20 protein-coding genes are annotated in these 25,023 nt (G+C 56.5%); 7 read left to right on the top strand and 13 right to left on the bottom strand.

Features of this window, described 5'->3' with window-relative positions:
* From VK725_RS08025 to VK725_RS08005, 5 genes are all read right to left on the bottom strand, one after another.
* On the bottom strand, positions 1 to 1,595 hold a 1,595-nt coding region (locus tag VK725_RS08025; protein ID WP_325317537.1), incomplete at its 3' end, for a glycosyltransferase family 2 protein.
* 179 nt (positions 1,596 to 1,774) lie between these two features.
* On the bottom strand, positions 1,775 to 3,508 hold the full coding sequence (locus VK725_RS08020) for a hypothetical protein (RefSeq protein WP_325317536.1): 1,734 nt from the start codon (positions 3,506 to 3,508) through the stop codon (positions 1,775 to 1,777).
* 5 nt (positions 3,509 to 3,513) lie between these two features.
* Positions 3,514 to 4,872 carry an ABC transporter ATP-binding protein gene (locus VK725_RS08015; protein WP_325317535.1) on the bottom strand — a complete coding sequence of 453 codons (1,359 nt, stop codon included), beginning with the start codon at positions 4,870 to 4,872 and terminating at the stop codon, positions 3,514 to 3,516.
* The gene (locus VK725_RS08010; RefSeq protein ID WP_414648466.1) at positions 4,862 to 5,620 is read right to left on the bottom strand and encodes an ABC transporter permease; all 759 of its coding nucleotides are present in this window, start codon (positions 5,618 to 5,620) and stop codon (positions 4,862 to 4,864) included. Before VK725_RS08010 ends, VK725_RS08015 begins: the two co-directional genes overlap by 11 nt.
* A 229-nt stretch (positions 5,621 to 5,849) precedes the next feature.
* Positions 5,850 to 7,019 (bottom strand): PLP-dependent aspartate aminotransferase family protein, encoded by a 1,170-nt coding sequence (locus VK725_RS08005; protein ID WP_325317533.1) that lies wholly within the window; start codon positions 7,017 to 7,019, stop codon positions 5,850 to 5,852.
* Positions 7,020 to 7,378: 359 nt separating this feature from the next.
* On the opposite strand from VK725_RS08005, the gene rfbB reads away from it, so the two are divergent.
* From rfbB to VK725_RS07975, 6 genes are all read left to right on the top strand, one after another.
* Positions 7,379 to 8,428, top strand: coding sequence for a dTDP-glucose 4,6-dehydratase (gene rfbB, locus VK725_RS08000; protein ID WP_325317532.1), 1,050 nt, complete (start codon positions 7,379 to 7,381; stop codon positions 8,426 to 8,428).
* On the top strand, positions 8,425 to 9,312 hold the full coding sequence (gene rfbA / locus VK725_RS07995) for a glucose-1-phosphate thymidylyltransferase RfbA (protein ID WP_325317531.1): 888 nt from the start codon (positions 8,425 to 8,427) through the stop codon (positions 9,310 to 9,312). Before rfbB ends, rfbA begins: the two co-directional genes overlap by 4 nt.
* Positions 9,309 to 9,866, top strand: a complete 558-nt coding sequence (gene rfbC, locus VK725_RS07990; RefSeq protein WP_325317530.1) for a dTDP-4-dehydrorhamnose 3,5-epimerase — start codon at positions 9,309 to 9,311, stop codon at positions 9,864 to 9,866. The genes rfbA and rfbC overlap by 4 nt, the downstream gene beginning before the upstream one ends.
* Positions 9,863 to 10,798, top strand: a complete 936-nt coding sequence (rfbD, locus tag VK725_RS07985) for a dTDP-4-dehydrorhamnose reductase (RefSeq protein WP_325317529.1) — start codon at positions 9,863 to 9,865, stop codon at positions 10,796 to 10,798. The genes rfbC and rfbD overlap by 4 nt, the downstream gene beginning before the upstream one ends.
* Positions 10,799 to 10,801: 3 nt before the next feature.
* Positions 10,802 to 12,214, top strand: a complete 1,413-nt coding sequence (locus VK725_RS07980) for a mannose-1-phosphate guanylyltransferase/mannose-6-phosphate isomerase (protein ID WP_325317528.1) — start codon at positions 10,802 to 10,804, stop codon at positions 12,212 to 12,214.
* Positions 12,215 to 12,344: 130 nt separating this feature from the next.
* Entirely contained in the window at positions 12,345 to 13,508 is a 1,164-nt protein-coding gene (locus VK725_RS07975; RefSeq protein ID WP_325317527.1) for an alkaline phosphatase family protein, read from the top strand.
* A gap of 91 nt (positions 13,509 to 13,599) precedes the next feature.
* Here the strand turns inward: VK725_RS07975 and VK725_RS07970 are convergent, their stop codons facing one another.
* Positions 13,600 to 15,768 (bottom strand): S53 family peptidase, encoded by a 2,169-nt coding sequence (locus tag VK725_RS07970; protein ID WP_325317526.1) that lies wholly within the window; start codon positions 15,766 to 15,768, stop codon positions 13,600 to 13,602.
* A gap of 760 nt (positions 15,769 to 16,528) precedes the next feature.
* On the opposite strand from VK725_RS07970, the gene VK725_RS07965 reads away from it, so the two are divergent.
* A complete protein-coding gene (locus tag VK725_RS07965) occupies positions 16,529 to 17,887 on the top strand; it encodes an OmpP1/FadL family transporter (protein WP_325317525.1) in 1,359 nt (452 codons plus the stop codon).
* 7 nt (positions 17,888 to 17,894) lie between these two features.
* Here the strand turns inward: VK725_RS07965 and VK725_RS07960 are convergent, their stop codons facing one another.
* The 7 genes from VK725_RS07960 to cyoC all read right to left on the bottom strand — a co-directional run bounded on the left by VK725_RS07960 (position 17,895) and on the right by cyoC (position 25,020).
* A complete protein-coding gene (locus VK725_RS07960) occupies positions 17,895 to 20,297 on the bottom strand; it encodes a TonB-dependent receptor (protein WP_325317524.1) in 2,403 nt (800 codons plus the stop codon).
* Positions 20,298 to 20,388: 91 nt separating this feature from the next.
* Positions 20,389 to 21,387: a FecR family protein gene (locus VK725_RS07955; protein ID WP_325317523.1), complete on the bottom strand. Its 999-nt coding sequence runs from the start codon at positions 21,385 to 21,387 to the stop codon at positions 20,389 to 20,391.
* A complete protein-coding gene (locus VK725_RS07950; RefSeq protein ID WP_325317522.1) occupies positions 21,387 to 21,944 on the bottom strand; it encodes a sigma-70 family RNA polymerase sigma factor in 558 nt (185 codons plus the stop codon). The genes VK725_RS07955 and VK725_RS07950 overlap by 1 nt, the downstream gene beginning before the upstream one ends.
* Positions 21,932 to 23,074 (bottom strand): VirK/YbjX family protein, encoded by a 1,143-nt coding sequence (locus tag VK725_RS07945; protein ID WP_325317521.1) that lies wholly within the window; start codon positions 23,072 to 23,074, stop codon positions 21,932 to 21,934. The genes VK725_RS07950 and VK725_RS07945 overlap by 13 nt, the downstream gene beginning before the upstream one ends.
* Positions 23,075 to 23,155: 81 nt before the next feature.
* Positions 23,156 to 23,935 carry an SURF1 family protein gene (locus VK725_RS07940; RefSeq protein ID WP_325317520.1) on the bottom strand — a complete coding sequence of 260 codons (780 nt, stop codon included), beginning with the start codon at positions 23,933 to 23,935 and terminating at the stop codon, positions 23,156 to 23,158.
* A 69-nt stretch (positions 23,936 to 24,004) separates the two neighbouring features.
* Positions 24,005 to 24,406 (bottom strand): cytochrome o ubiquinol oxidase subunit IV, encoded by a 402-nt coding sequence (gene cyoD, locus VK725_RS07935; RefSeq protein ID WP_325317519.1) that lies wholly within the window; start codon positions 24,404 to 24,406, stop codon positions 24,005 to 24,007.
* The gene (gene cyoC, locus VK725_RS07930) at positions 24,403 to 25,020 is read right to left on the bottom strand and encodes a cytochrome o ubiquinol oxidase subunit III (RefSeq protein WP_325317539.1); all 618 of its coding nucleotides are present in this window, start codon (positions 25,018 to 25,020) and stop codon (positions 24,403 to 24,405) included. Before cyoC ends, cyoD begins: the two co-directional genes overlap by 4 nt.
* Between the last annotated feature and the right edge of the window lie 3 nt (positions 25,021 to 25,023).

The following is a 25,023-nucleotide window of genomic DNA, read 5'->3' as shown; positions in this document are numbered from 1 at the left end:
TCAATTGCCATACATGCTCCGGTAACCGCCAACACGTTGCGGCGCATGATCGGAGAGACGTAGTTACTCTGTATGTGCAAAGGCTGCATACCCTTGAAGACATGATCGGCCCATCCACCTAGCCCGACCACCACGCCCGCGTGCTGAATAGTCATATCACCATAAAGTAGAAGCGGGCCACAAACCCCGACATCTTCGCGCATGGCGTGCTCCACCAACCGACCCAACCACTCCTGGTCAATAATTTCGACGTCATTATTCAAGAAGACAAGCACATCACCCACCGCCTGTTCGGCCGCAAGATTATTTATATAAGACCAATTAAAGGGGACATCGGCATGAATGACTTTAATGACCCCTCGTCCAGCCATGTCCTCCAACCACCTTAAAGTGGCGGTCTCTTTTGACCCGTTGTCGACAACGATCAACTCATAGCGCGCCGCATTCGTCACCTTCCTAAGGCTATCTATGCACGCGCGCAGCAAATCCAAACCATCCCGGGTTGGGATGATTATGCTGGCATCTATCCTGCTGTTCTCTTGGGGCACGGGATAACGTACGTCATAGCAAAAACCATGGGCTCCGTCGCGTGCAACCGCTCCCGGATAGACTTTGTCGAGATATCTTTGCAATGCCGCGCGACCCGCATGATGTGCGTAGGGTTTGGAGTCGGCGTTACCTGCAGTCGAGCCAGCATGCTGACGCCAGTGGTAGAGCACTCTGGAAATATGGTGCACTTTGGCACCAGCAGCTATACATCTAAGTATCAAATCGTAGTCCTGTGCACCATCCATTGATGAGTCAAAAGGACCGACCCGCTGTATAAGGTCACGCCGGATCGCCACTAGATGCCCTAGGTACATCTGCGACAAAAACAGATCCGGGCTCCAATCGGGCTTGAAAAATGGAAACTTGCGGCGCCCGCTTTCATCAATACAGTCATGATCCGAGTAGATGATGTCCGCTTCGTCGCTCTCCATCGCGGCCATCACTGCCGCCAGCGCATCCGGATGCAGCAAATCATCGTGATCCAGCAATACAACAAACTTCCCCCGGGCCATTTTGAGAGCTTCGTTGGAGGCCGCAGAAATACCTCCACGCGTCACTCCTTTCACGACGATTACTCGCGGATCTACCGCCATTTCCTCCTGCAAGATATCGTGTACGTGCTGCGCGCCCGACGCATCATCGTAAATGCACAGCTCCCAATTGGAGTAACTTTGAGCGCGCACACTGGTGATCGCTTCACGCAGAAACTCCTCCGGGCTTTCGCATGTAGGCATTAGTACGCTGATTAACTCTTCGCGTTCGCACAACTCAACTTTTGGTTCCTGCGTAAGGGTCCAAGAACGATAAGCTTCGAAGCCATCGAGCCCTTTCTCGATAAGCCCACCGCTTGGATTTACAGCAAGCCTTGCCTGGTCGTATGCGATGACACGACGCGAAAAAAAGCGCGGCCCTCGCATCATGGTTCGCAAGATGCGAACCATGATTTGCCATCTGCTCAGACCATTGACTCTAGCCTGGTAGTAGCTTCTTCGCCCCGCGGATTGCAGCGCGCGAATTTTTTTTAATAAACCGATTCTCTGATTCATTTTCTCAATCTTGGTCGGCGTGCTTCAAAATCGCGTCGCCCATGTGTGTATTTGCAGCCTATGCGCAGTTGACGCGTCATCCTCATGATGAAAAGAATCATCATCTACCACGCATTGACCAATCCATTTTAATTAAATTAATTCTTCCGAAAGTCGCTATCGATATAGTCACAAGCACGTCATTTTCTTCCGCGAAGTCGCCGCAAAATTCGATAGCTAATACTTCTTTGCAGCTCTTCGATCTGCGACCTCTGCTCTTCGATCTGCGCCCCCTGCCCTTCAATCTGCAACTTCTGCTCTTGCAGCGTCGCCGTCAACCTTTCGATTTCCTGAAGCGACCCCGCATGTTCCGCGCGTGCCTTCTGTAACTCAGCCGACAAACGCTCTTCACTTTGCTGAATGTCGTTTTGAAAGCGCGCGGTCAGCTCAAGCCGCTCCCTAGCGTGGGTCAATTCCTTGACCAAATTCTCGGATTCAGTCCGCTTCAGCTCCGCCGCCATGACTTCCAACTGTCCAGTGGCATTGTCCTTAACTTCGACGAGCTTTTTGTATTCGCTATTACGCTCGGCCAATTGCTCGCTTAACGAAGAATTTTTTGTGATCAGTTCATCAACAAGATCCAACTCGGAAAGCAATTCGATATCCAGTCGCAAAACACGCCCCTGACGAAGAATGTCTTCCGGCCAGGTGAAAAGCACCTGCGGGTCGGTGTCGGTACGAACGAGCTCCCGTTCGATTAAACCGGCTTCATACGTAGTAAAGCCAATGAGCGAGAAATCATTCCCTCGAGAAAAATTCCAAATGACTTGACTATCATCATCCAGAAGAACAAGCGAATGAATGACGCAGTGGACTGCCCTATCTACAGGATCTAATCGATACCTTGTACTAAAAGTTTCCGCATCGCCGTTATTGAGAAGCGGAAAATCAAGCTGGCACCTCTCCCCTCCCGTTAGCTCCATGCGAGACGAACGGGTCTCATCAAAAGGCTGCCCTTCTTGCGCATAATAAAACTGCGCACTGATTTTGGACTTGGACAGCCCACCGGACTTCTCCACCTGCTCCAAGCTGCCCAATAGCTCACTGAAGTCGACAACCTCGTCAGCCAAATGGGATAGTTTTCTCCAGCTCTCCAGTGAATTGCCAGACGAGATTATCTGCTCCACAGTCTCGACCATTCGCCGAGCCAAGGAAGGAAGACCCTCGTTCGCCATGTCTTGTTTCTGAGTGCGAAGCCCGTCGTCGAGAAATGAGGTGACGGCATCTTTCCGCTCATTGACCGGAACCGACCAATGAATGCTCAGTGCGTCCCCCAAATGCGTCAACGTTGAAACTGGATCTCTCAAAAGCTGGTCATACGCCACCATGTAACGAGGGGTATCACGCGTCGCAACTTCTGCCTCTGCCAAATGCTGCATCCATGACGCGACACCGAAGGCGCGACTCAGATGATGAACACGCTCAAGAGACGCGGCCACTTCCATGGGCGACCGAGTCACAAATACGGTAGCCACCGGTATATCCAGTTCATGCAGCACGTCCAGCCATAAAGGCGCCAAGCGGCACAAACGCGGATCCTTGATCCCCCAGAAAGGCACGTCTGAAAAGTCGCGCTTAATAAGAGCCTTGATATTCGATCTGGCCTCCTGCGCAGCACTACTCTCTAGCCAATTTTGTGGCAGAGGTTCCAGGCTGTGCCAAAAAGTCTTCATCGAATGCAGAAGCTGATCGTTGATTCGAACCGCATCCGCGTGCTCCCAGAATCCTTTCGCATTCATGTTTTCCGGGCTGAGCAGATGCGAACCAAGATCCATGCCTAGCAAGTTCAAGCACCGCGTCATGGCCGACGTACCACTGCGGTGCATACCAAGCACCAGAACACAAAGACGATTCGATTTAGCTGACGCATTCATGGTTATCAGGTTCCTTCAGTTGCCTCAAGCGTCACACCGTCGACCAGGTCTACCCAGCCGGTCGACATACGATCGGATGAAGCCATTACCCTGAACATCAGCACGTCGATTCGGCGATCAAGGTAAGTTTCCTCCTCACCTATACGCCCCAACACTCCAGCATTCATAAAGTAAGTGCCACCGGCCAGATCGCAATCAAAACCGTAGCGCAACGAATACGTCTTACCCGCATCAACCATTTCAATGGCATTTTGGCTAGGCGCACTGACCGCACCCGCAATTTCTATTCCCGTAATGGACTTAATCATCATGCCAAACCGCACACCCACTATGGTTTGCTCGAACTTGACCTGATATACGTAAAAGTAACGCTCACCGGCGTTCAGAACGTTGACCCGCCTTCCATCCATAGTTTCCAGATGAGGGTCATGGATCACGGCACCCTGGCTCGAGTATATGACTTCACTCTGCGACTTCAGATTTTCGTCGTAATAGGCTTCGACTGCATCGTGTTTCTTTACCTGGGATGGCCCGGGCGTATGGTTAGCAGGACTTATTACCGACAGCGCAGGGGCACCGCCACTATATTCTTGTCGCATAGTCATGCGGAGCTCTGTCGCACGTTCCTCTCGTGCATAGAGCATTCGCTGATATCGGGAAATGACCGCTTTAGGTAAACCATCGGCGAGAACTTCGCCACGATCCAAAAGGATCGCACGATCGCAAAGCTCCACCACGATACCTGCAGAATGTGAGACGAACAGTACGGTGCACCCGGCATCGCGCAACTTGTCTATTCGGGCAAAACATTTTCGTTGGAAGGCTTCATCGCCCACAGATAAAGCTTCGTCCACCACCAATAAGTCGGGCTCGACGTGAATGGCCACCGCAAACGCAAGACGCACATACATACCGCTTGAGTATGTTTTTACGGGACGATCTATAAATTCGCCAATTTCAGCAAAGGCAAGAATTTTGTCCAAACGCTCGGCAATCTGCGCACGCGTCAGCCCCAGCACCGTGCCATTGAGATACACGTTTTCAAGACCAGTGAACTCCGGATTGAAGCCCGCCCCCAACTCCAGCAGCGCAGCAACTCGGCCGCGTACATGCACGTCGCCTGATGTTGGAGCAAGAGTGCCGCAGAGAATTTGCAGCAACGTTGACTTGCCGGAACCGTTGCGCCCTACGATTCCCACTGTTTCGCCGCGCCGGATAGAAAAGTTAACGTTGGAAAGCGCGCAGAACTCGCGATGCCATTTGGTTCCCCCAAAGATCATCTGCATCAGGCGATAGTGAGGCTTGTCGTAAATGGGAAATACCTTTCCAACCCCTTTGGCCTCGACGATCAGTTCAGAGGACATCAGCGAAGCCCCTTTGCGTGGCCATAAACCAGGCATGACCTAACCACGCGACAACAAATCCGATGGCAGTCGCCATGGCAAGTTCCGACCAATCTGGCATTGCCCCGACCAAAGCAACGATACGCGCCTGATCAATGAAGAACGTAAGTGGATTCATGTAAAACAACCTCTGCATAGCGCTCGGCAGAATATTCACTGGAACGATGGCCGAGGACAGAAAGAGCAATGCCGTAGCCAGAACAGGCATCACCTGACTTATATCTCTGAGATACACCCCCAGGGATGCCAAAACCCACGAGACCCCCAGGGTCACGAGCATCAGCGGCATGAAAATGATTGGCACTAGCACAATGGTCGCATGCAACCTCTGTTCAGTGGCGAGCATCAGTAGCGCTAATACACATGTATTGATCAGCGCGTGGAAAATTGCAGAAAAGACCATTGGCCACGGAAGAATATCCAGTGGAAAAACGACTCGTTTGACGAAGTTGGGATTAGCCACGATCAGTGTGGCAGCACGAGTTATGCACTCCGCAAAAAATCCATGAACAATCAAACCTACGAATAGAATGACTGCATAGGAATGGTTGCCTCCCGCACTTTGCGGCCAACGACTCTTCAGCACCTCGCCAAAAGCAAATGCATAAACGCCCAACATCAGAAACGGACTGATTACCGACCACGCCAGTCCGAAGCTCGCACCGCGATATCGCCCTAGAACCTCACGCTTGGTGAGCTCCCACACCAACGATCTGTGACGGGTCAAAGACGCAAATGGCCACTCCCACCTCCTGCGCTCGTGCAGTTCTGTGACGTCACTCCGGCCACCCTGAGCGGATTTACTCAATTTACCTTCTCCCAAACGTGCAATTTACGGCACCTAGTAAAAGCTGGTACGTCCACTCGCTTTTTTGTGTACCGTACGCGTGACCAGCATGAACTAATGCAGCCTTCATCAAAGCTCTGTTGGCACCGGACTAATTCGACAACGCAACGGATAATTCACGTTGCAAATCCGAAATATCCTCTACTCCCACCGACAACCGTACCAAGCCATCGCTGATACCTAACCGCTTGCGATTGGCCGGGGGCACGGAAGCATGCGTCATGATCGCGGGATGCTCTATCAGACTTTCCACCCCGCCAAGCGATTCAGCCAGTGCAAAGAGCTCGCAACGCTCCAGCATGCGGCGAGCCTTTTTCAAACCGCCCTTGATTTCTACGCTGATGATCCCGCCGAAGCCATCCATCTGTCGGCGCGCTAGAGCGTGCTGAGGATGGCTTTTCAGCCCGGGATAAATCACGCGCTCGATGGCCGGATGCTTTTCGAGCCAACGTGCCAGCTCGCCGGCGCCCTCGCAATGCGCCTTCATGCGCAAATGCAGCGTCTTCAGACCACGCATCGCCAGGAAGGCGTCGAACGGTCCGGCCACGGCTCCCACCGAATTTTGTAAAAACGCCATCTGTTCGGCGAGCTCACGGCTACCGGCCACCACGATGCCACCCACCATGTCGGAGTGCCCATTCAGATACTTGGTGGCCGAATGCAGCACGAGATCGGCGCCGTGTTCCAGCGGGCGCTGCAGCATGGGGGAGCAGAACGTGTTGTCCACCACCAGGGTCAAGCCGTACTTTTTGGCGAAGCGGGCGACCTTGGATAGATCCACCAGCTTCAGCATCGGGTTGGTCGGTGTTTCGGCCCAGATCATGCGCGTATTGGGCTTCAATGCGGCTTTGAGCGCGTCACCATCGTTCAGGTCGATGAAGCTGAAATCCAGTCCAGCCGAACGTCGACGCACCCGTTCGAATAGCCGGTAGCTGCCGCCGTAGAGGTCGTCCATGGCGATGACATGGCTACCGGAATCGAGCATATCCAGCACGGTCGCCGCCGCGGCCAAGCCCGAGGCAAAAGCAAAACCGGCAGCGCCGCCCTCCAAGTCTGCCACGCAGCGCTCATACGCCATTCGCGTAGGATTTTGCGTTCGCGAATACTCGTAACCCTTGTGCTTACCCGGGCTTTGTTGCACGTAAGTGGACGTGGCGTAGATGGGCGTCATGATGGCGCCCGTGCTCGGATCAGGGTGCTGGCCGGCATGAATGGCGCGGGTTCCTAAACCTAGCGGACTGTTCTTCTTAGACTTTTTCATATTGCTGGCGGCCCCGGCTTGCAATGGAAATCGGCGATAAACGAGCCATATTACCGTCTCAGGCTGAACAGCTGAAATAAACGTCGTAGACAACCAAAGGCTTACCATCCGGCTTCATGCCTCCATGGGCCCAATCCAGCTCGGCATCGACTTAAGCGTCTCCTTGCACGGATAGCACCATCTGGGCGGGGGGAATTTAGCCGATTTCCTTGCGGGAAGCTGAGCTTTCGACACCACGGGAATAACCATACTCATCCGTTTACCAAAGTGGATATGAATGCGCTCTAGTCCCGTGCTCCACAAAACAATCCGACAAAACCCGCGCTATGACAAAATGTGCGGCCACCTCGGAGGGTCAGATGAAAACATTGCTCGTTACCGGCGGAGCCGGTTTTATTGGCGCCAACTTTGTGCTGCAAGCCGTGGCCGATGGCCTGCGCGTGGTGAATCTGGACAAGCTCACCTATGCAGGCAATCTCGACACGCTGGAGCCTTTGGCAGATAACGGTCGTCACGTTTTCGTGCAAGGCGATATCGGCGACCGCACTTTGATCACTCGTTTGCTGGCCGAACACAAGCCTGACGCCGTAGTGAACTTTGCCGCCGAATCCCACGTCGATCGTTCGATCGACGGTCCCGGGGCTTTTATCCACACCAACGTGGTGGGCACCCTTGGCTTGCTGGAATCCACCCGCGACTACTGGCGCGAGCTGGAAGGCAAATCGAAGGACGAGTTCCGTTTCCTGCACGTTTCCACCGACGAGGTTTACGGTTCGCTCGGCGCCGACGGCAAGTTCACCGAAACGACGCCTTACGCGCCCAACTCGCCCTACTCGGCGTCCAAGGCAGCCTCCGATCACCTGGTGCGCGCGTTCCATCACACGTATGGTTTGCCAACGCTCACCACCAATTGCTCGAACAACTACGGTCCGTATCAGTTCCCTGAAAAACTGATTCCGCTGGTCATCCAGAAGGCGCTCGCCGGCGAGCCGCTGCCGGTGTACGGCGATGGCATGAACATTCGCGATTGGTTGTTCGTGGGCGATCACTGCTCTGCCATTCGCCGTGTGCTCGATGCTGGCAAGGTGAGCGAAACCTACAACGTAGGCGGAAATGCCGAACGCACCAACATCACTGTGGTGAAGACCATTTGTGCGCTACTGGATGCCCAACGTCCGCTTGCGGATGGCCGCTCTCGCGAATCGTTAATCACTTACGTCAAGGATCGCCCCGGTCACGACCGTCGCTATGCGATCGACTCCAGCAAATTGCAGCGCGAGCTCGGTTGGCAGCCATCGCAATCGTTCGAAAGCGGAATAAAGCAAACGGTAGAGTGGTATCTCACTCATCAACCCTGGGTACAGCGCGTACTCGATGGCAGCTACCGCATGGAGCGTCTGGGCGTATGAGCAAGCGTAAGGGCATCATTCTTGCCGGCGGTTCCGGCACGCGTCTTTATCCCATCACCCAAGCCGTCAGCAAACAGCTGTTGCCGGTCTACGACAAGCCGATGATTTTTTATCCGCTGTCGATGCTGATGCTTGCAGGCATCAAAGATGTGCTGGTGATCAACACACCGCATGAGCAAGCGCTGTTTCAGCGCCTGCTGGGTGACGGATCGCAGTGGGGCATCAACATTCAGTACGCCGTGCAACCTTCTCCGGACGGTTTGGCGCAAGCGTTTGTCATTGGTCGCGACTTCATCGGCAATGATCCAAGCTGTCTGGTACTCGGCGACAACATCTTCTACGGCGTGGGTCTCACCGATCGTCTGAAGCGCGCGGATTCGCGCGAGCACGGCGCTACGGTATTCGGTTATTGGGTACGTGATCCGGAGCGTTACGGCGTCGCCGAGTTCGACGCCAGCGGCCGTGTTGTAGGTCTGGAAGAAAAGCCGTCCAAACCCAAATCGCACTACGCGGTGACGGGCCTGTACTTCTACGATTCGCGCGTCTGCGATTTTGCGGCAGATCTGAAACCGTCGCCGCGCGGCGAGCTGGAGATTACCGATCTCAACCGTCTTTATCTCGCAGACGGCTCGTTGCATCTGGAACAACTCGGCCGCGGTTACGCATGGCTCGATACCGGTACGCACGAATCATTGATGGAGGCCGGCAATTACATCGAAACCATCGAAAACCGCCAAGGCCTGAAAGTGTGCTGTCCCGAAGAGATTGCATACATCAATCAGTGGATCGATGCAGAGCAAGTGAAGCGGCTTGCCACGCCGCTCGCCAAAACCGGTTACGGCCAATACCTGCTCAACCTGATCGAACAAGGACACGTGGGATGAAGATCGTTCAGACCTCATTGCCTGGCGCGGTCGTCATCGAACCCCAGGTGTTTGGCGATGCACGTGGCTTCTTTTATGAAAGCTACAACAAGGCGAAGTATGTCGCCGCCGGCATCGCGTCCGATTTCGTTCAGAGCAACGTCTCGCGCTCGAGCAAAGGCGTATTGCGCGGCCTGCACTATCAGTGGCCCAACCCGCAAGGCAAGCTGGTCAGCGTGCTGGAAGGCGAGGTCTATGACGTCGCCGTCGATATTCGCCGCGGCTCGCCCACGTTCGGCCAGTGGGCCGGCGTGATGCTCACTGCTGAAAATCACCGTCACTTCTGGATACCGGAAGGTTTTGCACACGGCTTCTGCGTACTCTCTGACCACGCCACGTTTTCGTATCAGTGCTCGGCACTTTACGACGCCAAGGCCGACGCAAGTGTGCGCTGGAACGATGCGAGCCTTGGCATCGATTGGCCCATCAGTGCGCCACAGCTTTCCGAGAAAGATCTCAAAGCACCACTGCTTGCCGACATACCCGCCGATCGCCTTCCTTTGTTTGCCGAATGAATATTCTTCTGCTTGGCGCGAACGGTCAGCTCGGCCGCAGTTTTCTCGAACAAGGCGGTCTGGCCGCACTGGGTCGTGTCACCGCCGCAAGCCGTGATGGCACGCGCGTCGATGGCGGCGCGGCGGTAGTTGCCGATCTGTCTGCACCTGAAACATTGACGACACTGCTGGACAACCTGCATCCCGGCATCATCGTCAATGCCGCCGCTTATACCGCCGTGGATCGCGCCGAACAGGAAGAAGACCTGGCCACGCGCGTCAACGGAGAAGCCGTTCGCGTGCTCGCCAAATGGGCTGCTTCCCACGGTGCGTTGGTGGTGCACTACTCCACCGATTACGTTTTCGACGGCAGCGCTACGCACCCCTATCCCGTCAATGCGTCGACGGGCCCGCTTGGCGCATACGGCCGCAGCAAGCTCGCGGGCGAGCATGCGCTGGAAACGAGCGGATGCGATTACCTCGTGCTGCGCACAGCATGGGTTTACGCCGCACACGGGCACAACTTTTTACGCACGATGTTGCGATTGGGTGCGGAGCGCGAAGAACTGCGCGTGGTTGCCGATCAGCACGGTGCACCAACCAGCACCGATCTGATCGTTCGCGGCACACTCGCCGCCATCGCCGCATGGCAACAAGCCGATGCCGCTCAACGCAACGCGATGCGTGGCGTTCATCATCTGGTCGCCAGCGGTCACACCAGCTGGCAGGGTTTTGCGAGCATCATTTTCCAGAAAGCCCATGCCCGTGGATTGATCGAACGCGTTCCGCGCGTCGTACCCATTACGACGGCAGAATTCCCCACTCCGGCCAAGCGACCCGCGTGGTCGGTGCTGGACAACTCGGGATTCCAGCAGCGGTTCGGCTATGCTCTGCCGGACTGGCAGGATGGCCTTGACGAAGTCATCGAAACCCTTTCCAACCAGGTTCGTTGAATTATGTTGATCCCTTTGATCCTCAGCGGCGGCAGCGGTACGCGCCTGTGGCCTGTGTCGCGCCGGAACCTGCCCAAACAATTCCTTTCGCTGAGCGGGGAAGGCACCCTCTTCCAGCAAACTGTGGCGCGCACACAGAAGCTGCCCGATGTACGGGCGCCCATTGTGGTGGCCAGTGAGGATCACCGCTTTCTGGCGGCCGATCAGTTGCTCGAAAGCGGCGTTACAGGCGCCAGCATTGTGCTTGAGCCGATGGCTCGCAATACGGCACCGGCGATTGCACTCGGTGCGCTGAAGGCCATGGAACAAGACGCCGATGCATTGCTGCTCGTGCTGCCCGCCGATCATCTGATCGGCGACACCCATAGCTTCACCGACGCCGTGAAGCAGGCCCTTCCCGCGGCGAAAGAAGGCTGGCTGGTGACGTTCGGCATTCATCCCGATCGTCCTGAGACAGGCTTTGGATACATTCGCCGCGCCGAATCGATTGGCGACAACGCATACCGTGTCGGTAAGTTCGTCGAAAAACCGGATTTGCCCACGGCCGAGTCGTATCTAAAAGACGGCGGTTACGACTGGAACTCCGGCATGTTCTTGTTCAAGGCGTCGCGTTACCTGGAAGAACTGGGAACGCACGCGCCAGCCATGCTTGCTGCAGTACGCGAAGCCTACGCGACGGGTCATAAGGACCTGGATTTCGTGCGCGTGGACGGCGATGCCTTCGCGAAGGTTCCGGATAACTCGATCGATTACGCGGTGATGGAAAAAACGTCCCACGCCGCAGTCATTCCAGTCGATTGCGCGTGGAGCGATATCGGTTCGTGGTCGGCGTTGTGGCTGTCCGGCGAGCACGACGCGCAGGGCAACCAGCGCGAAGGCGACACGATGGCGATCGACACGCGCAACTCGTTGTTGCGCTCGCACGATCGCCACATGATCGCCACCGTCGGCGTGGACGACCTGGTCATCGTCAGCACGCCCGACGCCACCCTTGTCGCACATCGCAATGCCGCGCAAGATGTGAAGAAAGTGGTCGATCAACTGAAAGCATCCGGTCGCACCGAGCATTCATTCCATCGCGTCGTGCATCGCCCGTGGGGCAGCTACGACTCGCTCGAAGCGGGCGGACGATTCCAGGTCAAGCGCATTGTGGTCAAGCCCGGTGCGAGCCTGAGTCTGCAAAAGCATCACCATCGTGCGGAGCATTGGATCGTGGTGTCCGGTACTGCCGAAGTCACGTGCGACGACAAAGTATTTCTACTCGGTGAAAATCAGAGCACGTACATCCCCCTAGGCAGCGTTCACCGGCTGCGCAATCCGGGCAAGGTGCCGCTCGAGTTGATCGAAGTGCAGTCCGGCAGCTATCTGGGCGAGGACGACATCGTCCGCTTCGACGATGTCTACGGGCGCGCCTGACACGCTCTGACGCTAGCGCGACTTGATACTGTCGCGCAGTAGCGCTGCAATAGCCTTGTTGCCTGTCGGCCCATGCAGACAGGGTGTCATTCGCAGCGATACAGCGCTGCATCCATCAAGGAACTTGCAGATGTTTCGCTACGTACCACTAGGTATCGGCTCGCACCGCGCGCTCACGCGGATGCTTGTTGGCCTCGTCATGCTGATTGCCGTGTTGGCTGGATCGACTGCCTGCTTCGCAGCAAAGAATGCGGCATCCCCTATGCCGCCTGTGCGCCATGTCTTTATCATCGTGCTGGAGAACGAGTCCTATACGGTAACGTTCGGCCAGAACTCGCTCGCGCCGTATCTGGCTCACGATCTGCCCAAGCAAGGCGCAATGCTGCCCAACTTTTACGGCATCGGCCATAACAGTCTGGACAATTACATCGCGATGATCAGCGGTCAGGCACCCAACCCGGCCACGCAAAATGACTGCACGACGTACAGCGAATTTGTGCCGTCTGCGACGAAGCCTGACGCCAATGGCCAGCTACCGGGTACCGGTTGCATCTATCCGAAGAGCGTCAACACGCTTGCCAATCAGCTCAGCGCTGCCGGTTTCACCTGGAAGGGCTATATGGAAGACATGGGCGCCGATCCTATGCGTGAATCGGCCACGTGCGGACATGTCGCCATCGGCGCGGATGATCCAACACGTCACGCGACACCGAACGACCAATACGCCGCTAAGCACAACCCGTTCGTCTACTTTCATTCGATCATCGACGACAAGCCTTACTGCAACACGAACGTCGTCAACTTGAATGCATTGACGAACGATCTGACGCACATCGCCACCACACCCAACTTCGCTTACATCACGCCGAACCTCTGCAACGATGGACACGATGCACCGTGCCAGAACGGCGACCCAGGCGGCCTGATTTCCGCCAATGTATTTCTGAAGACGTGGGTGCCGCGCATCCTAAACTCGCCCGCGTTCAAGAAAGATGGTCTGCTGATCATCACCTTCGATGAAGGCACAGATGGAACGGCCTGCTGCAACGAGCAACCGCTTCCAGGTGGCCCGCAACCCGGGCAGTTTGGCCCGGGCGGCGGACAAATCGGCGCGGTGTTGCTGTCGCCTTTCATCACACCGGGCACGACATCCACGACGCCGTACAACCATTACAGCTTGCTGCGTACGCTCGAAGATATTTTTGGCTTGAAGCATCTCGGTTATGCCGCTGCCGACTCGTTGCACCCCTTTGGCAGCGACGTGTTCACAGCGCATCCTGCGTCGCAAAAGTAGATCGGCCAGACATTTGTTCGAGCCGAAAAAAACGCCTCCTGATCACTCAGGAGGCGCTGGAAGGAACTACAACATAGTTAACGACTAATGTTTACCAGGCCGACGCGTAGACCAGGTTATAGGCGTTCACCGAACCGATACCGGTGGCGAAGTCCCAGCCGGTGCCCGTGCCGTAAGCCTTGTCATACGCCGAGTTCGAGGTCGACAACACACCGTACGTGCCCGAGGGCTTGTAGCAGTTGTGCGTGCCGGTGCAGTTCACATCCATATCGCCCTGGGTGATGTCGTAGAAGATGCACGAGCTACCCACGGTGTTGCCGTTGCTGGAATTGCAGGTGCTGCTGCCGGATGCGCCGTACTCCGTGTTGGCCAGCGAGTAATACACCGAGTCCGGGTTGCCAGCCCCGGTGGTGAAGCCATTGTGCTGGTCAACCAGCGCCTGGATACCGGCCATGATCGGCGAAGCAAACGAGGTACCGCCAGCGCCAGACCAGCCACTGGGAGCGCCCGTACAAGGGGCGGATCCGTCTTCTTTTCCGGCGGTGCTGGAGTTGCTGTAGCAGTACACGTAGTAGTGTCCCCACAGACCATTCGCTGCGAACAGCGAGACGTCCGGGATATCACGCACACCATCGGCCGGATTGCCGACCAGGCCAGACTGCCACGATGGCTTGGCCCAGCCCGCGCACGTGCCGCCAACGACACCCGTGGTACTGGCTTTGCCGGTGGCGCAACCACTGGGGCCACCGCTGCCGGAACCCGTCGTCAGGAAGTCTGCTTTACCGGTGCTGCTATTGCAGAAGCCACTCGTGCCGTAGGGCGTGCTGTAGCCTTCTTTCGAGGAAAGCAGCGAGCCCGCGCAGGAGTCGTTCCACGGAATTTCATTGATGTACGACAGTGCCGACTCGTAGGTCGAGCTGTTGGTCGAGCTCCAGTACGTGCTGCTGGTGCCGGCATAGGTATCGCCGAAGTCGGTACCGCCCACCGCTACGTTGTACGGAGTGGACGCGAAGCCGCTTACACCGATACCGTGCGTGGCATTGGCTTCGTCGGCGTCGCAGCTGGCAGCGCCTTCGTCGCCAGAAGAGACGAAGACCGAGATACCTTCAGCCGCTGCACTCTCGTACGTAGAGCTGTAAGCAGCATTCTGGGTCGCACCGTTTTCCGCTTCGCACTCACCGTAGCTCACGCTCCAGATCGTCGGCGCAGAACCTGCTTCGAGCAGATCCTCCATCGCGATCAAGCCACCGAACGTGGTCGAGGTGTCTTTGCACGATACGAGCTCAAGCGTTGCACCCGGCGCGGCGGCACCGGCGTACTCCACATCCAGCTCGGCTTCGCCGTCGTTGCCGACAACGTCACCCGGGTTGGTGCAGCTTTCCGGATGAACCTGGTTGAAAGTGGCGGTCGGCAGGCCGAACGTCGAACGGAAGGTGGTGATGTCGCTGGTCGAATACACGTTGGTGTCTTCGATCAACGCAATCGTTTCGCCGGTGCCGGTCACGCCAGCATTGAACACGGAGGTGAGATTGTAGATCTTCGCCAGATCGGCCGGTGTCACCGCCTGATACGTGGAACCACTTTCAGTGAAGGTGTAATCCACATGCTCCTTCTTGTTGGTGTGCGGACGGAAGTCATTGAGCGACACCACACCATCGACGACACCTGCGAATGCCGCCGGAATCTGCGGGTCGCTCATGTTGCCCATGTGGCTTTCGCCCTTCACGTTCAGATGGTGGATCTCGGTGGCGAACGCCTGACGTACCTGGCCGGCCGTACCGGAGAAGTCGATCGTCATGCCGTTGCCGTACACGCGATTGACGGTGAAACCTTGCGCAGTAAGCCAGCTGGTAATCGCATCGACGTCCATCTGGGACGGACCGTATTCCGCACCGAGCTGCGCATTGGTCAGCCACTGGTGATAGTTCGCCGAACCCTTCGTGACTTGCTGCTGCATGAGCGTCTGCAGCGCCTGCTCACGATCGGCAGGACGCTTCAGTTGCAGCAACATGTGATCCATGCTGGTCGTGTCGGCAACACGGCCCTGATCGTTGGCGGCCGTGGCAAAGGGCGATGTATTGCCCGCAAGGGTGGCGCGATCGTTGTTGTTGGGCGAATGCGTAATTTGCGGCTTTGACAGCAAGCCGAGCGTGCCGGCATGACTGCTGTTGGCGTACATCGCTGCCACACTCATGGCTAAAACAGTCAACACAAGCTTGGCGGCACGATGGCCACCATGACGTACGGATCCAAATCTCACGTGTGTTTCTCCCCAAGGAGTTTTTGTAAGAAATGGTGCTCGCAGATCTGCCATGCGTCCCAAGACAAGCGGCGACATGGCAAAGCCACGATGCACCAAACGCTAATCCAAAACGTGTCTTGCTGATTGCTTCTCTTACTTGCTGCCACCTTCCCCCCACGTAGCAGCGATGACACTTTCGCGACGCTTGTGTGTTCTTGGTCGCTCTTTTTCCCCTGCGTTCATTTCTATCATGCACTTCGCATGATCGAAATATGACAGCAGCATGAAACAGATCACATTCTGACGTAAGCGCAAAATGTTTCGCTCACGCACTCTATCGCGCTGCACATTCCAAAAATGGAACATGCAAAAAATGAAACTTCAAAAAGAATGAAGCGCGCAAACGATTACATTGCGCAGTGATTTTTTTGATGCGTGCGCAACATGCTTTCGACATGGCACACAAACATTGCTGCAAAAAATCCGCGTGTCGATGTTTGATGCAATGCAATCGAATGCGCAGAAAAGAACCAACGCATTAGTCGATTGATAACGCGCGTTCGTACTGATGTGTCGATCAAAGCGGTGGGGCGTTAGCAGGCGAAGACCATAACGCTTTTAAGTCCAACGACTCGCACCTAAGTGTTTGAGGCTGCTGGCAGCTTTAGTGATATCTTGAGCACAATCGAAATGATTCCTGGACTGGGGAGTCCATCAGACGGAAGGTCGTCTAGGAATTTTTCGTAGTTCGCGCTCACCGCCTATAAGGACAACGCACATGACTCTTCGCCCCATGGTCCGCCATGGTTCGCTTGCCGTGGCTTTGCTTAGTGCCCTGACGCTACCTCTTATTGCCCGGGCCGGTGCGTTCCAATTGCCGACCGACAATGCAGCAGGTTGGGCGCGTGCCGATGCAGGCGGATCGCTTTTTCCGGACGATCCTACGGCGGCTTACAACAACCCCGCAGCGATGGCGTTCTTTACCGGTTCGATGTTTCAGGTCACCGGTATCCAGATTCGGCCGAGCGCCGTCTTCCACGGTCAGACGCAAGACGTGGACGGTAATCCCACGACAGGCGGCAATCCCAACGGCTTCGGCAAGTTCGTTCCGTTTCCCAATGTCGCGTGGGCAGTGCCGGTGACTGATCGTCTCACACTCGGCGGCGCACTCACCGTGCCGTTCGGACTGGAAAGCCAATACAACTCGTCGTGGCGTGGTCGCTACTTCGGTACTGAAACCTATCTTGAAACGGCCAATTTGAGTTTCTCGGCGGCCTTCAAACTCAACGACCAATTCTCGCTCGGTCTGGGCGTACTCGGGCAGTACACCAAGGCATCGCTCGACACCGTGGCCGATCCCTACGGCGCAGCGCAAGCGTTGTTTGGTCTTCCACTTCCACCACAACAGGCGGACGTGCAACTGAACGTCAATGCGCGACGAAAGTTTTCCTTCGGTTATCTCGGGGGCCTTGTCTACAAACCCACCGATCAGGATACGTTTGGCATAAGTTATCACTCGCGCATCGGCCAGACGCTGAGCGGCTCCTACAACCTTTACGGTAGCACTGCGGGCAAACAGCTGCTGGCCGAAGCGCCATTGCTCGATCCAGCATTGCCATCGATCAATCCCAATGGTGGCCCCGTCAGTGCCGTGTTCGATACACCGGCATTTGCCAGCGCAGACTGGTTGCATGCATTCACCGATCGACTGTCCATCGCCGGCACCATCAAGCGGACGCAATGGTCCAGCTTCCAAGACCTGGTGCTGACATCGAATGGTCAGACGATCTTCGCGCTGCCCGAACGCTTCAAGAACAGCATGACGTATGCCGTCGGTGGCGACTACAAACTCAGCGATGCATGGACGTTGCATGCTGGCGTTGGCTTTGACGAAACTCCCACCAACGTCGCCGACCGCGATCCTCGCGTACCGGATGCCGATCGCAAACTGCTTGGCCTTGGCTTGGGATACAAGGTCAGCGAAAAACTCAGCTTCGACGTTGGCTATCAGCACGAATTCGTCAACAACGCACGGGTGAACATGACCAATCAACCGATTCTTGGCGCAGGTTCCATCAACGGTTATTTTACCGATACGGGCGATATCTTGAGTCTGACAGGCACGTATCGTTTCTGACGTTGCGTCAGAACGCCAACGCACCGCTCAACAGGTACGTGCGCCGATTGTGTAGCGGCACAAACGTTTCATTGAAATACGTGCCGTAGAGATTGCGATCAAAAAGATTCTTCACGCCCAATGTCACACTCCAGCGTTGCGTACGATAAGACACGTTCGCCGCAACGCTGGCTTGGCCGGGAATCTGAATGTAATTGAGGTAGTCCACAGTCTCCCCGAGACTGTGACTGCGTGCCAGTACACCAGCCGCCACGCCCCATCCCTGAAGCGGGGCACTCTGGAAAGAATAACTACCCCATACGCTGAAAAGCTTTCGCGGGGCGGCAGTGGCAGGTGTCCCATCATGATTTTCGACCAGGGCATTGGTGTAGCTTGAGCTGACCTCGAAACCCCGCGTCACCTGTCCGTTGAATTCAATTTCGATACCTTTGTCGGTCTGGCCTGGTCCCGGCGTCACATAAAACGGCTCGAACGCAAGGATGTCGTAACTGTGATCGAGCATGATGCGATAGGCTGCCACGGTGAGGCGCGCGCGGTTATCAAATAGATCGAACTTGCTTCCCACTTCTATTTGACGCGACAAAATGACCGGTAGCGGTCGTCCATCCTTGCCGAGATATGTGTTGGGCTCAAAACCATTGGATGTACTCGCGTAGAGCGAGATGTTCGGCTCAAGTCTGTAAACGATGCCGAAGTTCGGCACCCACTGCACTTTCTCCTGGTTCCACGGCGCACCATCCGGATACGTCGTTTGCAACTCGTAGACTGACCGCCGCCATGCCAACAGAAGTTGCCACTGCGTTCCCAGCGACACCTGGTCCTGAACGAAGAAGCCACTCTGTGTAGTCCATGGATAGCCCGGCTGGTACCCCTGCGCATAGTCACTGGATGAAAGTACCGACGCTGGCCGGGGCAGCGCACCGCCGGTAAAAATGTTGTACGGGATGCTGTTGCTCAACACATCCGTAACCCCGCCTACCTGTACACGCGAATAATCGTAGCCAAGCGTCACGGCATGCTGCATCCATCCGTGGCCAAACGCAGCAACGACATCATTCTGCAACGCGTAATAGGCATCCCTGTACCAGTAATTCTCAGCCGTGGCCGTCGTATCGCCGTTAGGTTCGGTGCCGTACAACTGCCAATCCTGTTCGTTGGAAGATTCGCGGACATATTGTGCACGGCTGCGGAATGCCCAGACATCGTTGAAGCGATGCTCATAGAGGTAATACAGTCGCCGCGAATTGATCTCGTTGTGATCATCCGGGTTGTCGAGAAGAATGCCCGGTGGTGATGCCGAGGAGAGGGTGTTGTTAAACAGCAGCACGTGATCCGGAATCGGCAAGCGATCCATGATCAAGGAAAAGCCGGCGACAAACGTAGTATTTGTCGTCGTCCAGCCAATAGACGGTGCAATGTAACGTTCACGTTGTCCGCGCATACCTTGCGGTGTGTGATCGGCGACATTGCCATTGAGGATCAGGCGATAGCTCCATGTTTTGCTGCTATTCAATGCACCCGCCAGATCTAGGCCAAGTTGCTTTTGGCCATCCTGGCCGACGGAAAATGTCAGCACATGTATAGGATCGCTCTGCGGCTTTTTCAGTACGACGTTGACGAGGCCACCGAAATCGTTGCTGTCATTGTCGTCGCCAAGAATCTCCTGCGGCCCTTTCAGCACCTCCACCCGCTCAACACCTATCAAGGGTGGGAATTCACCGATGCCTGAGATGCTGTTCGGCAAACCGTCGGTCATACCGTTACCCGTCACGAAACCACGCACCTCGAAGCCTGGCAGCCCATTCGAGGTGTCGTAATACAACACGCCTGAAACGTTCTGCACGGCGTCCGCAACGGTTTGCAATTGCTGCGATTGAAGCAACCCTTGCGTGACGATGCCCACGGATTGCGGTATGTCGAGTGGGTCGGAAAGCGAGCGAGCGGGACCGCTAATCACATCGCCCATGTAGCTGACATCTTTGCCGATGACACCGATAGCTTGAACGGGAGGAAGCAGTGTGGCTGCTGTTGATCCGTTGGCGGACTTGGACGCTGCATCTGCTGTCTTTGCCGACACGGTCGCCGTCGGCTTGATCACCACCGTACGTGCATCCACAAAATCAAACGTTAGAGCGGTGCCTTTCAACAATCGCGTCAATGCCGCTCGCACGTCCAACGTACCCGACACCGTTTGCGAGCGCAGTCCAGCCACGGTTTCACCCGCCGTAAGCACCTGCATATCGGCCTGTTTGCCAAATGCAATCAAGGCTGTGGAAAGCGATTGGGCAGGTATCAAGAAGCGCATGCTGACTGGCTGCACAGCCGCGGCAGGCGGCGCAGCGAGAGCGCTCATCGAGGTAAACAACATTGTCAGGCAGCCGTAAGCCGGCAGCCAGGCAAACCGGCTCATGACATACACAAATCTTTGACGATGTCTTGAGTCTGACATGCCGCGCGTAAGTTTTCACGCGCGGCGAGATGCCGCATATCTCTATGGCATATCAACGATGCGTAGCGGGTTGCTCGTCGGACAGAATGACTTGATTTCCATGCGTATCGACTCGCAACGGATACAGTTTTGGCAGCGCATCGAGCCAGCTGTCGATGGCGTCCGTACGAATCAGGCCGGTGTAGGTGAGCTTATCCAGATCCGTATCGGCGATATGCACGGGCTGCGGGCTGTAGCGGTTCAAGTTCGCGATGACCACGCTCAATGGTTCGTCGACAAATTCCAGCCGATGGTCTTGCCAGCCGGTTGCCTGTTCAGCGGTCATGCTGCCCATGCTCATCGCCGACGTGTTCGGGTCGTAGGACACCAGCTGGCCTGCCGTCACTTCCAGCGTACCGCCCTGACTTGCGCCGGGCTTCTCGCTGATATTGGAAACCTGCACACGTCCCTGCGTAACAGCGATCGTCACGCGATCGCCTGTGCGGCGTACGTCGAAGGCCGTTCCAATATCGCGAACGGAGATGTCACCGGCGCCTACGACAAATGGACGGCTATTGTCGTGCACCACGGTGAAGAAGGCTTCACCGCTGGTCAAATCAATCTGACGCTGACCGCGGCTGAAGTGTGTCGTCATGGTCGATGCCGCGCCCAAGGCGACTTGCGTGCCATCCGGCAAGGTAATGTCGCGGTTTTGCGCTATTGCGCTGTGATAGACCTCGATATTGACGTGGTTGAACCAGACCCATGTGATGTACGCACCACCCAGCATGACGGCGACAAACGAGGCCGCCGCAGCAAGTGGCATCCATCGACGCTGAGGCATAACCGTACGGCCAAATGCTTTGATCAAGCCCTGACGCGTCACGCTATCTAGCGAACCGAACTGGCTGGCGAGCTGGTTTACACGCTCGAATGCCTCCAAATGGCGCTGGTCTTCGCCTGTCCATGCAAGCCACTGTTCGATCGTTTCGCCTTCGGCATCGGGTGCACGTAGCCGCACCCACCAATCGGCGGCGGCATGCAAGATAGGGTCTTGCTTGCTCTTGGCCATTACGGCGTCTCCTGTTCGTCGACCAGCGCGCGGCAATGCGCCAAAGCGTTGGTGACGTGATAGCGCACCATGCGCTCACTCAGATTCATGGTCTGCGCGATAGATCCAAAATCGCGCCCCTCGATAACGTGCAATACGAATGCCTGACTCGTCTTGGGCGGCAACTCACTCAATGCCTTGCGAAGACCGGCCACCTGCTCCACCGCTATCGCATGGTGAACCGGTGACTCCTCGCCCATTGGTTCGTCTTGCGATTGCACTGCCACAAAATCACCGCGGACTTTTCGTTTGCGCAAACGATCGATGGCGAGGTTGCCCGCAATCCTAAACAGATAACTGCGCAACGATTCCACGTCCTCGCGATTTTCCAGCGTAAGCATGCGCAGGTACGCGTCCTGAGCGACTTCCTGCGCGTCGGAATGCGAATTCAACCGACACTGCAGGAACGCGATCAGCGCACGGTTGTGCTCGCGGAACAGTTTTTCGATCTCTTCCACGTGCTCCGACAACGTCACGGTAGTCATACCTTCGAAGGCCAAGGCACTCAGCTTACCCAAGATGATTCCGGAAGGAAGTTATGTAGCGATTGGTTTGCCGCAGGCTGCTCCTTGAGCCGGGTGATGGCCCTTGGCACGGGTTGCCGCAGGGCCTGCGTCACCAGGTTTTCGGCCTGTAGACGAAGCGCCTCGCGGCGGCGGAAAGCGGAACGATGGTTACTGGGCACCTCGGCCTCCGATTTGTGCGGCATGGAGCGCGGCAGCGCATACCAGCCACCGTACATCACGCGTCCATGCTGTTCTTCCCAGAACGCATCGTAATCGGCACGGAGCGGGCGGCCGGCGCGACGCAGAGGATGTGCATCGTTGCTGATCGCGTCGATCTCCTTGATGCCGTAATGACGCGCCAGGGCATACACCAACGACAGCATCAACTGCTTCGGACGCATACCGTGCAGATTACGCGTCAGTGTGCGCACAACGTCTTTTGCATGCTCGCCACTAGGGCCCTGCAAGCATCCAATGACGATACGCGGCCGCTCGCCCACGATCGAGAACACGATCCGATAGAGCGGATGACCATGAACGTCGTCGAGCTGCAGACAAAGTTCGCCCTCGCAGCCCTTGAAGATCGGCGGCCGCAGGCATAAACCCAATAAGGAGCCGTCCTTGGCGACCAACATTCCTAAACTTGCGTGGCCTTTGGCATAAATCGCCTCGAACAACTCGCGCGGAAACTGCGCCAAGGTGAAACGATAGTGCCGTGTGATGCTGTCGATGCGCTCGCGGCGATGCCAATGCACGTTCACGTAGCGGTGCATGTGACGCTCCAGCAAACGCGGATCGCGGCGACGGTAAGCGCGCATCGACGCGTTTGTCTGGATAAAGGCAAGAAACCGTGCGTGACGAAACGGCATGCACGCCATGCGCACGACATACTTCAAGCCTGTCACCGCACGCTTGTACCAGGCACCGCTCCAGTCCTTGCGATGGCGCATCGAGTGCAGCAGGTTCACGAACGTGCCCGAATGCGCCCGATCCGTGGCAGACGCCATGGCGGCACAATATTCCTCGACGATAAGCTTTGTCTGACTACCGTTGCGCCATTCTGGCGCGGAAACGCCAGGGGGAAGAAACGCTTCGATGCCGACACCCAGAACACCGGCAGGTAGTTGGTTTTGCTCGTTCAAGGCCATCGTCTCAGGAAACCGTTGCAGTCCTCCTAAGACGTTTCAGGCCGCCGATTTTGAAACGCGCGAAAAACCCTGAAATTACGGGGTTTTGGGGTGGCGAAGCCGGTATTCGCCGTAACCCACGTAGAAGCTTCCCGCCAGCACCATCAGCGCCAGCAGGTACCAAGTGATCAGATAGCTAAGATGGTTGTTCGGGAAGTTGATGACCGTCAGGCCCCCTTCGGGCCATGATGGATGGTCCGCATCATGCGACGTCGCGTCGGCGTCGACGAAATACGGTGCAACATCTTTCAATCCGCGCGCTGCGGCAATGGTGGGCACATCGCGCGTGTACCAGCTGTTTTTCGCCGGGTCGTTGTGACGCATGAACGCAGACGGCTCGCTCATGCGCAGCAAACCGGTAATCGTCACCTCACCGTTTGGCCCCGCTGCGCAATGTCCATCGCGGCCGCACCAATCGGCCGGGGCGAAGCCACGATTGATCAAAACGATAGAGCCATCGGCCATGCGCAGCGGCGTGACGACCCAGAAACCGCTGCCTTCATCGGTGGCCGCCCACACCAGCGTCTGACGATCGTTCAGCAGTGCGCCTGAGAGGCTAACGCGTTTGTATTCGTCGTCTTCGGCATTCACGCTCGCCCATTGATTCGGACCGGGCGCAGCAACGGGTGGCGCATGTACGCGCTCGTTCACGTGGGCGATCAGGTCGCGCTTCCACGCTAGTCGTCTGACCTGCCAATTGCCAAGCAAAATAAAAACAGTGAAAAGCGCTACGCCGAACACGGCAAGCAGAGTCAACCCAAGCGGACCACGCGGGCCGCGCACGGCGTCTTCGACGGGAGCAGTTTGTTGTGGCATACGGCGATGATCGCATGAGCTGCATGCGATGTCCCTGCCGGCGATTTCAATGCGCCTTGATGCTTTCCGTCACGGCTCGTTTCGTGCGTTCTGCATGGTCCAGGGCATCATGTTGTCGTTGAGGTGATACATGATCCAGATCGAACCGCTCAACGTGATGACCACCAGCACCACCGTGAACACGAACGCCAGCATATTCCAACCGCCCTCGGACTTCGTGCTCATATGCAGGAAGTAGATCATGTGCACCACGATCTGAATGCCTGCGAGCAGGAGGATCAGTGCATCGGCCGGGCCCGATTTTGCAAACGCACCGCTCATCACCAGAAAGAACGGAATGAAGGTGAGAATCGCCGCCAGCCCAAAACCCGTCATGTAGCCTTTCAGCGTGACATGAATCGCTTCCACGCCATCGTGTTCGGGGTCGTGTTCGTCATGATGGTCGTGCGGCGAGTCGATGTGCGCACTCATGGCAACACTCCCATCAGATAGACAAAGCTGAAAACGCCCACCCAGATCAGATCCAGGAAGTGCCAGAACATGGAAAGGCACATCAATCGGCGTTTGTTCGCGGGAATAAGGCCTTTCTTGCCCACCTGCACCATCAGCGTCACCAGCCAGATCAGACCGCACGTCACGTGCAAGCCGTGCGTGCCCACCAGGGTAAAGAACGAGGAAAGGAAGGCGCTGCGTTGTGGACCGGCACCGATCGAGATGAGGTGCGCAAACTCCGTCAGCTCCAGCCCGATAAAGCCGGCACCGAGCAGACCGGTGATGGCAAGCCACATCATCATCAAGCCTTGCCGATTCGCCCTCATCTCCAGTACGGCGAAACCGTAGGTGATCGAGGAGAACAGCAGCAACGCGGTATTGATCGCGACTATCGGTAACTCCAGCACCTGGGCTGCCGTCGGCCCCCCGGCATATTCGCGCCCCAGCACGCCGAACGTGGCAAACAGGCAGGCAAAGATGAGGCAGTCGCTCATCAGGTAGATCCAGAACCCGAGCAGCGTGCCGTTGGGCGCGTGATACTCAGTGGTCGCGTGGAAACTCAGCGCCTGCGACGCGCCGTTACCTGCAGTCATGGT

It is taken from the genome of Dyella sp., from assembly GCF_035486915.1.
GTDB lineage: Bacteria > Pseudomonadota > Gammaproteobacteria > Xanthomonadales > Rhodanobacteraceae > Dyella_B.
This window is presented reverse-complemented; position numbering and strand designations above follow the sequence as displayed.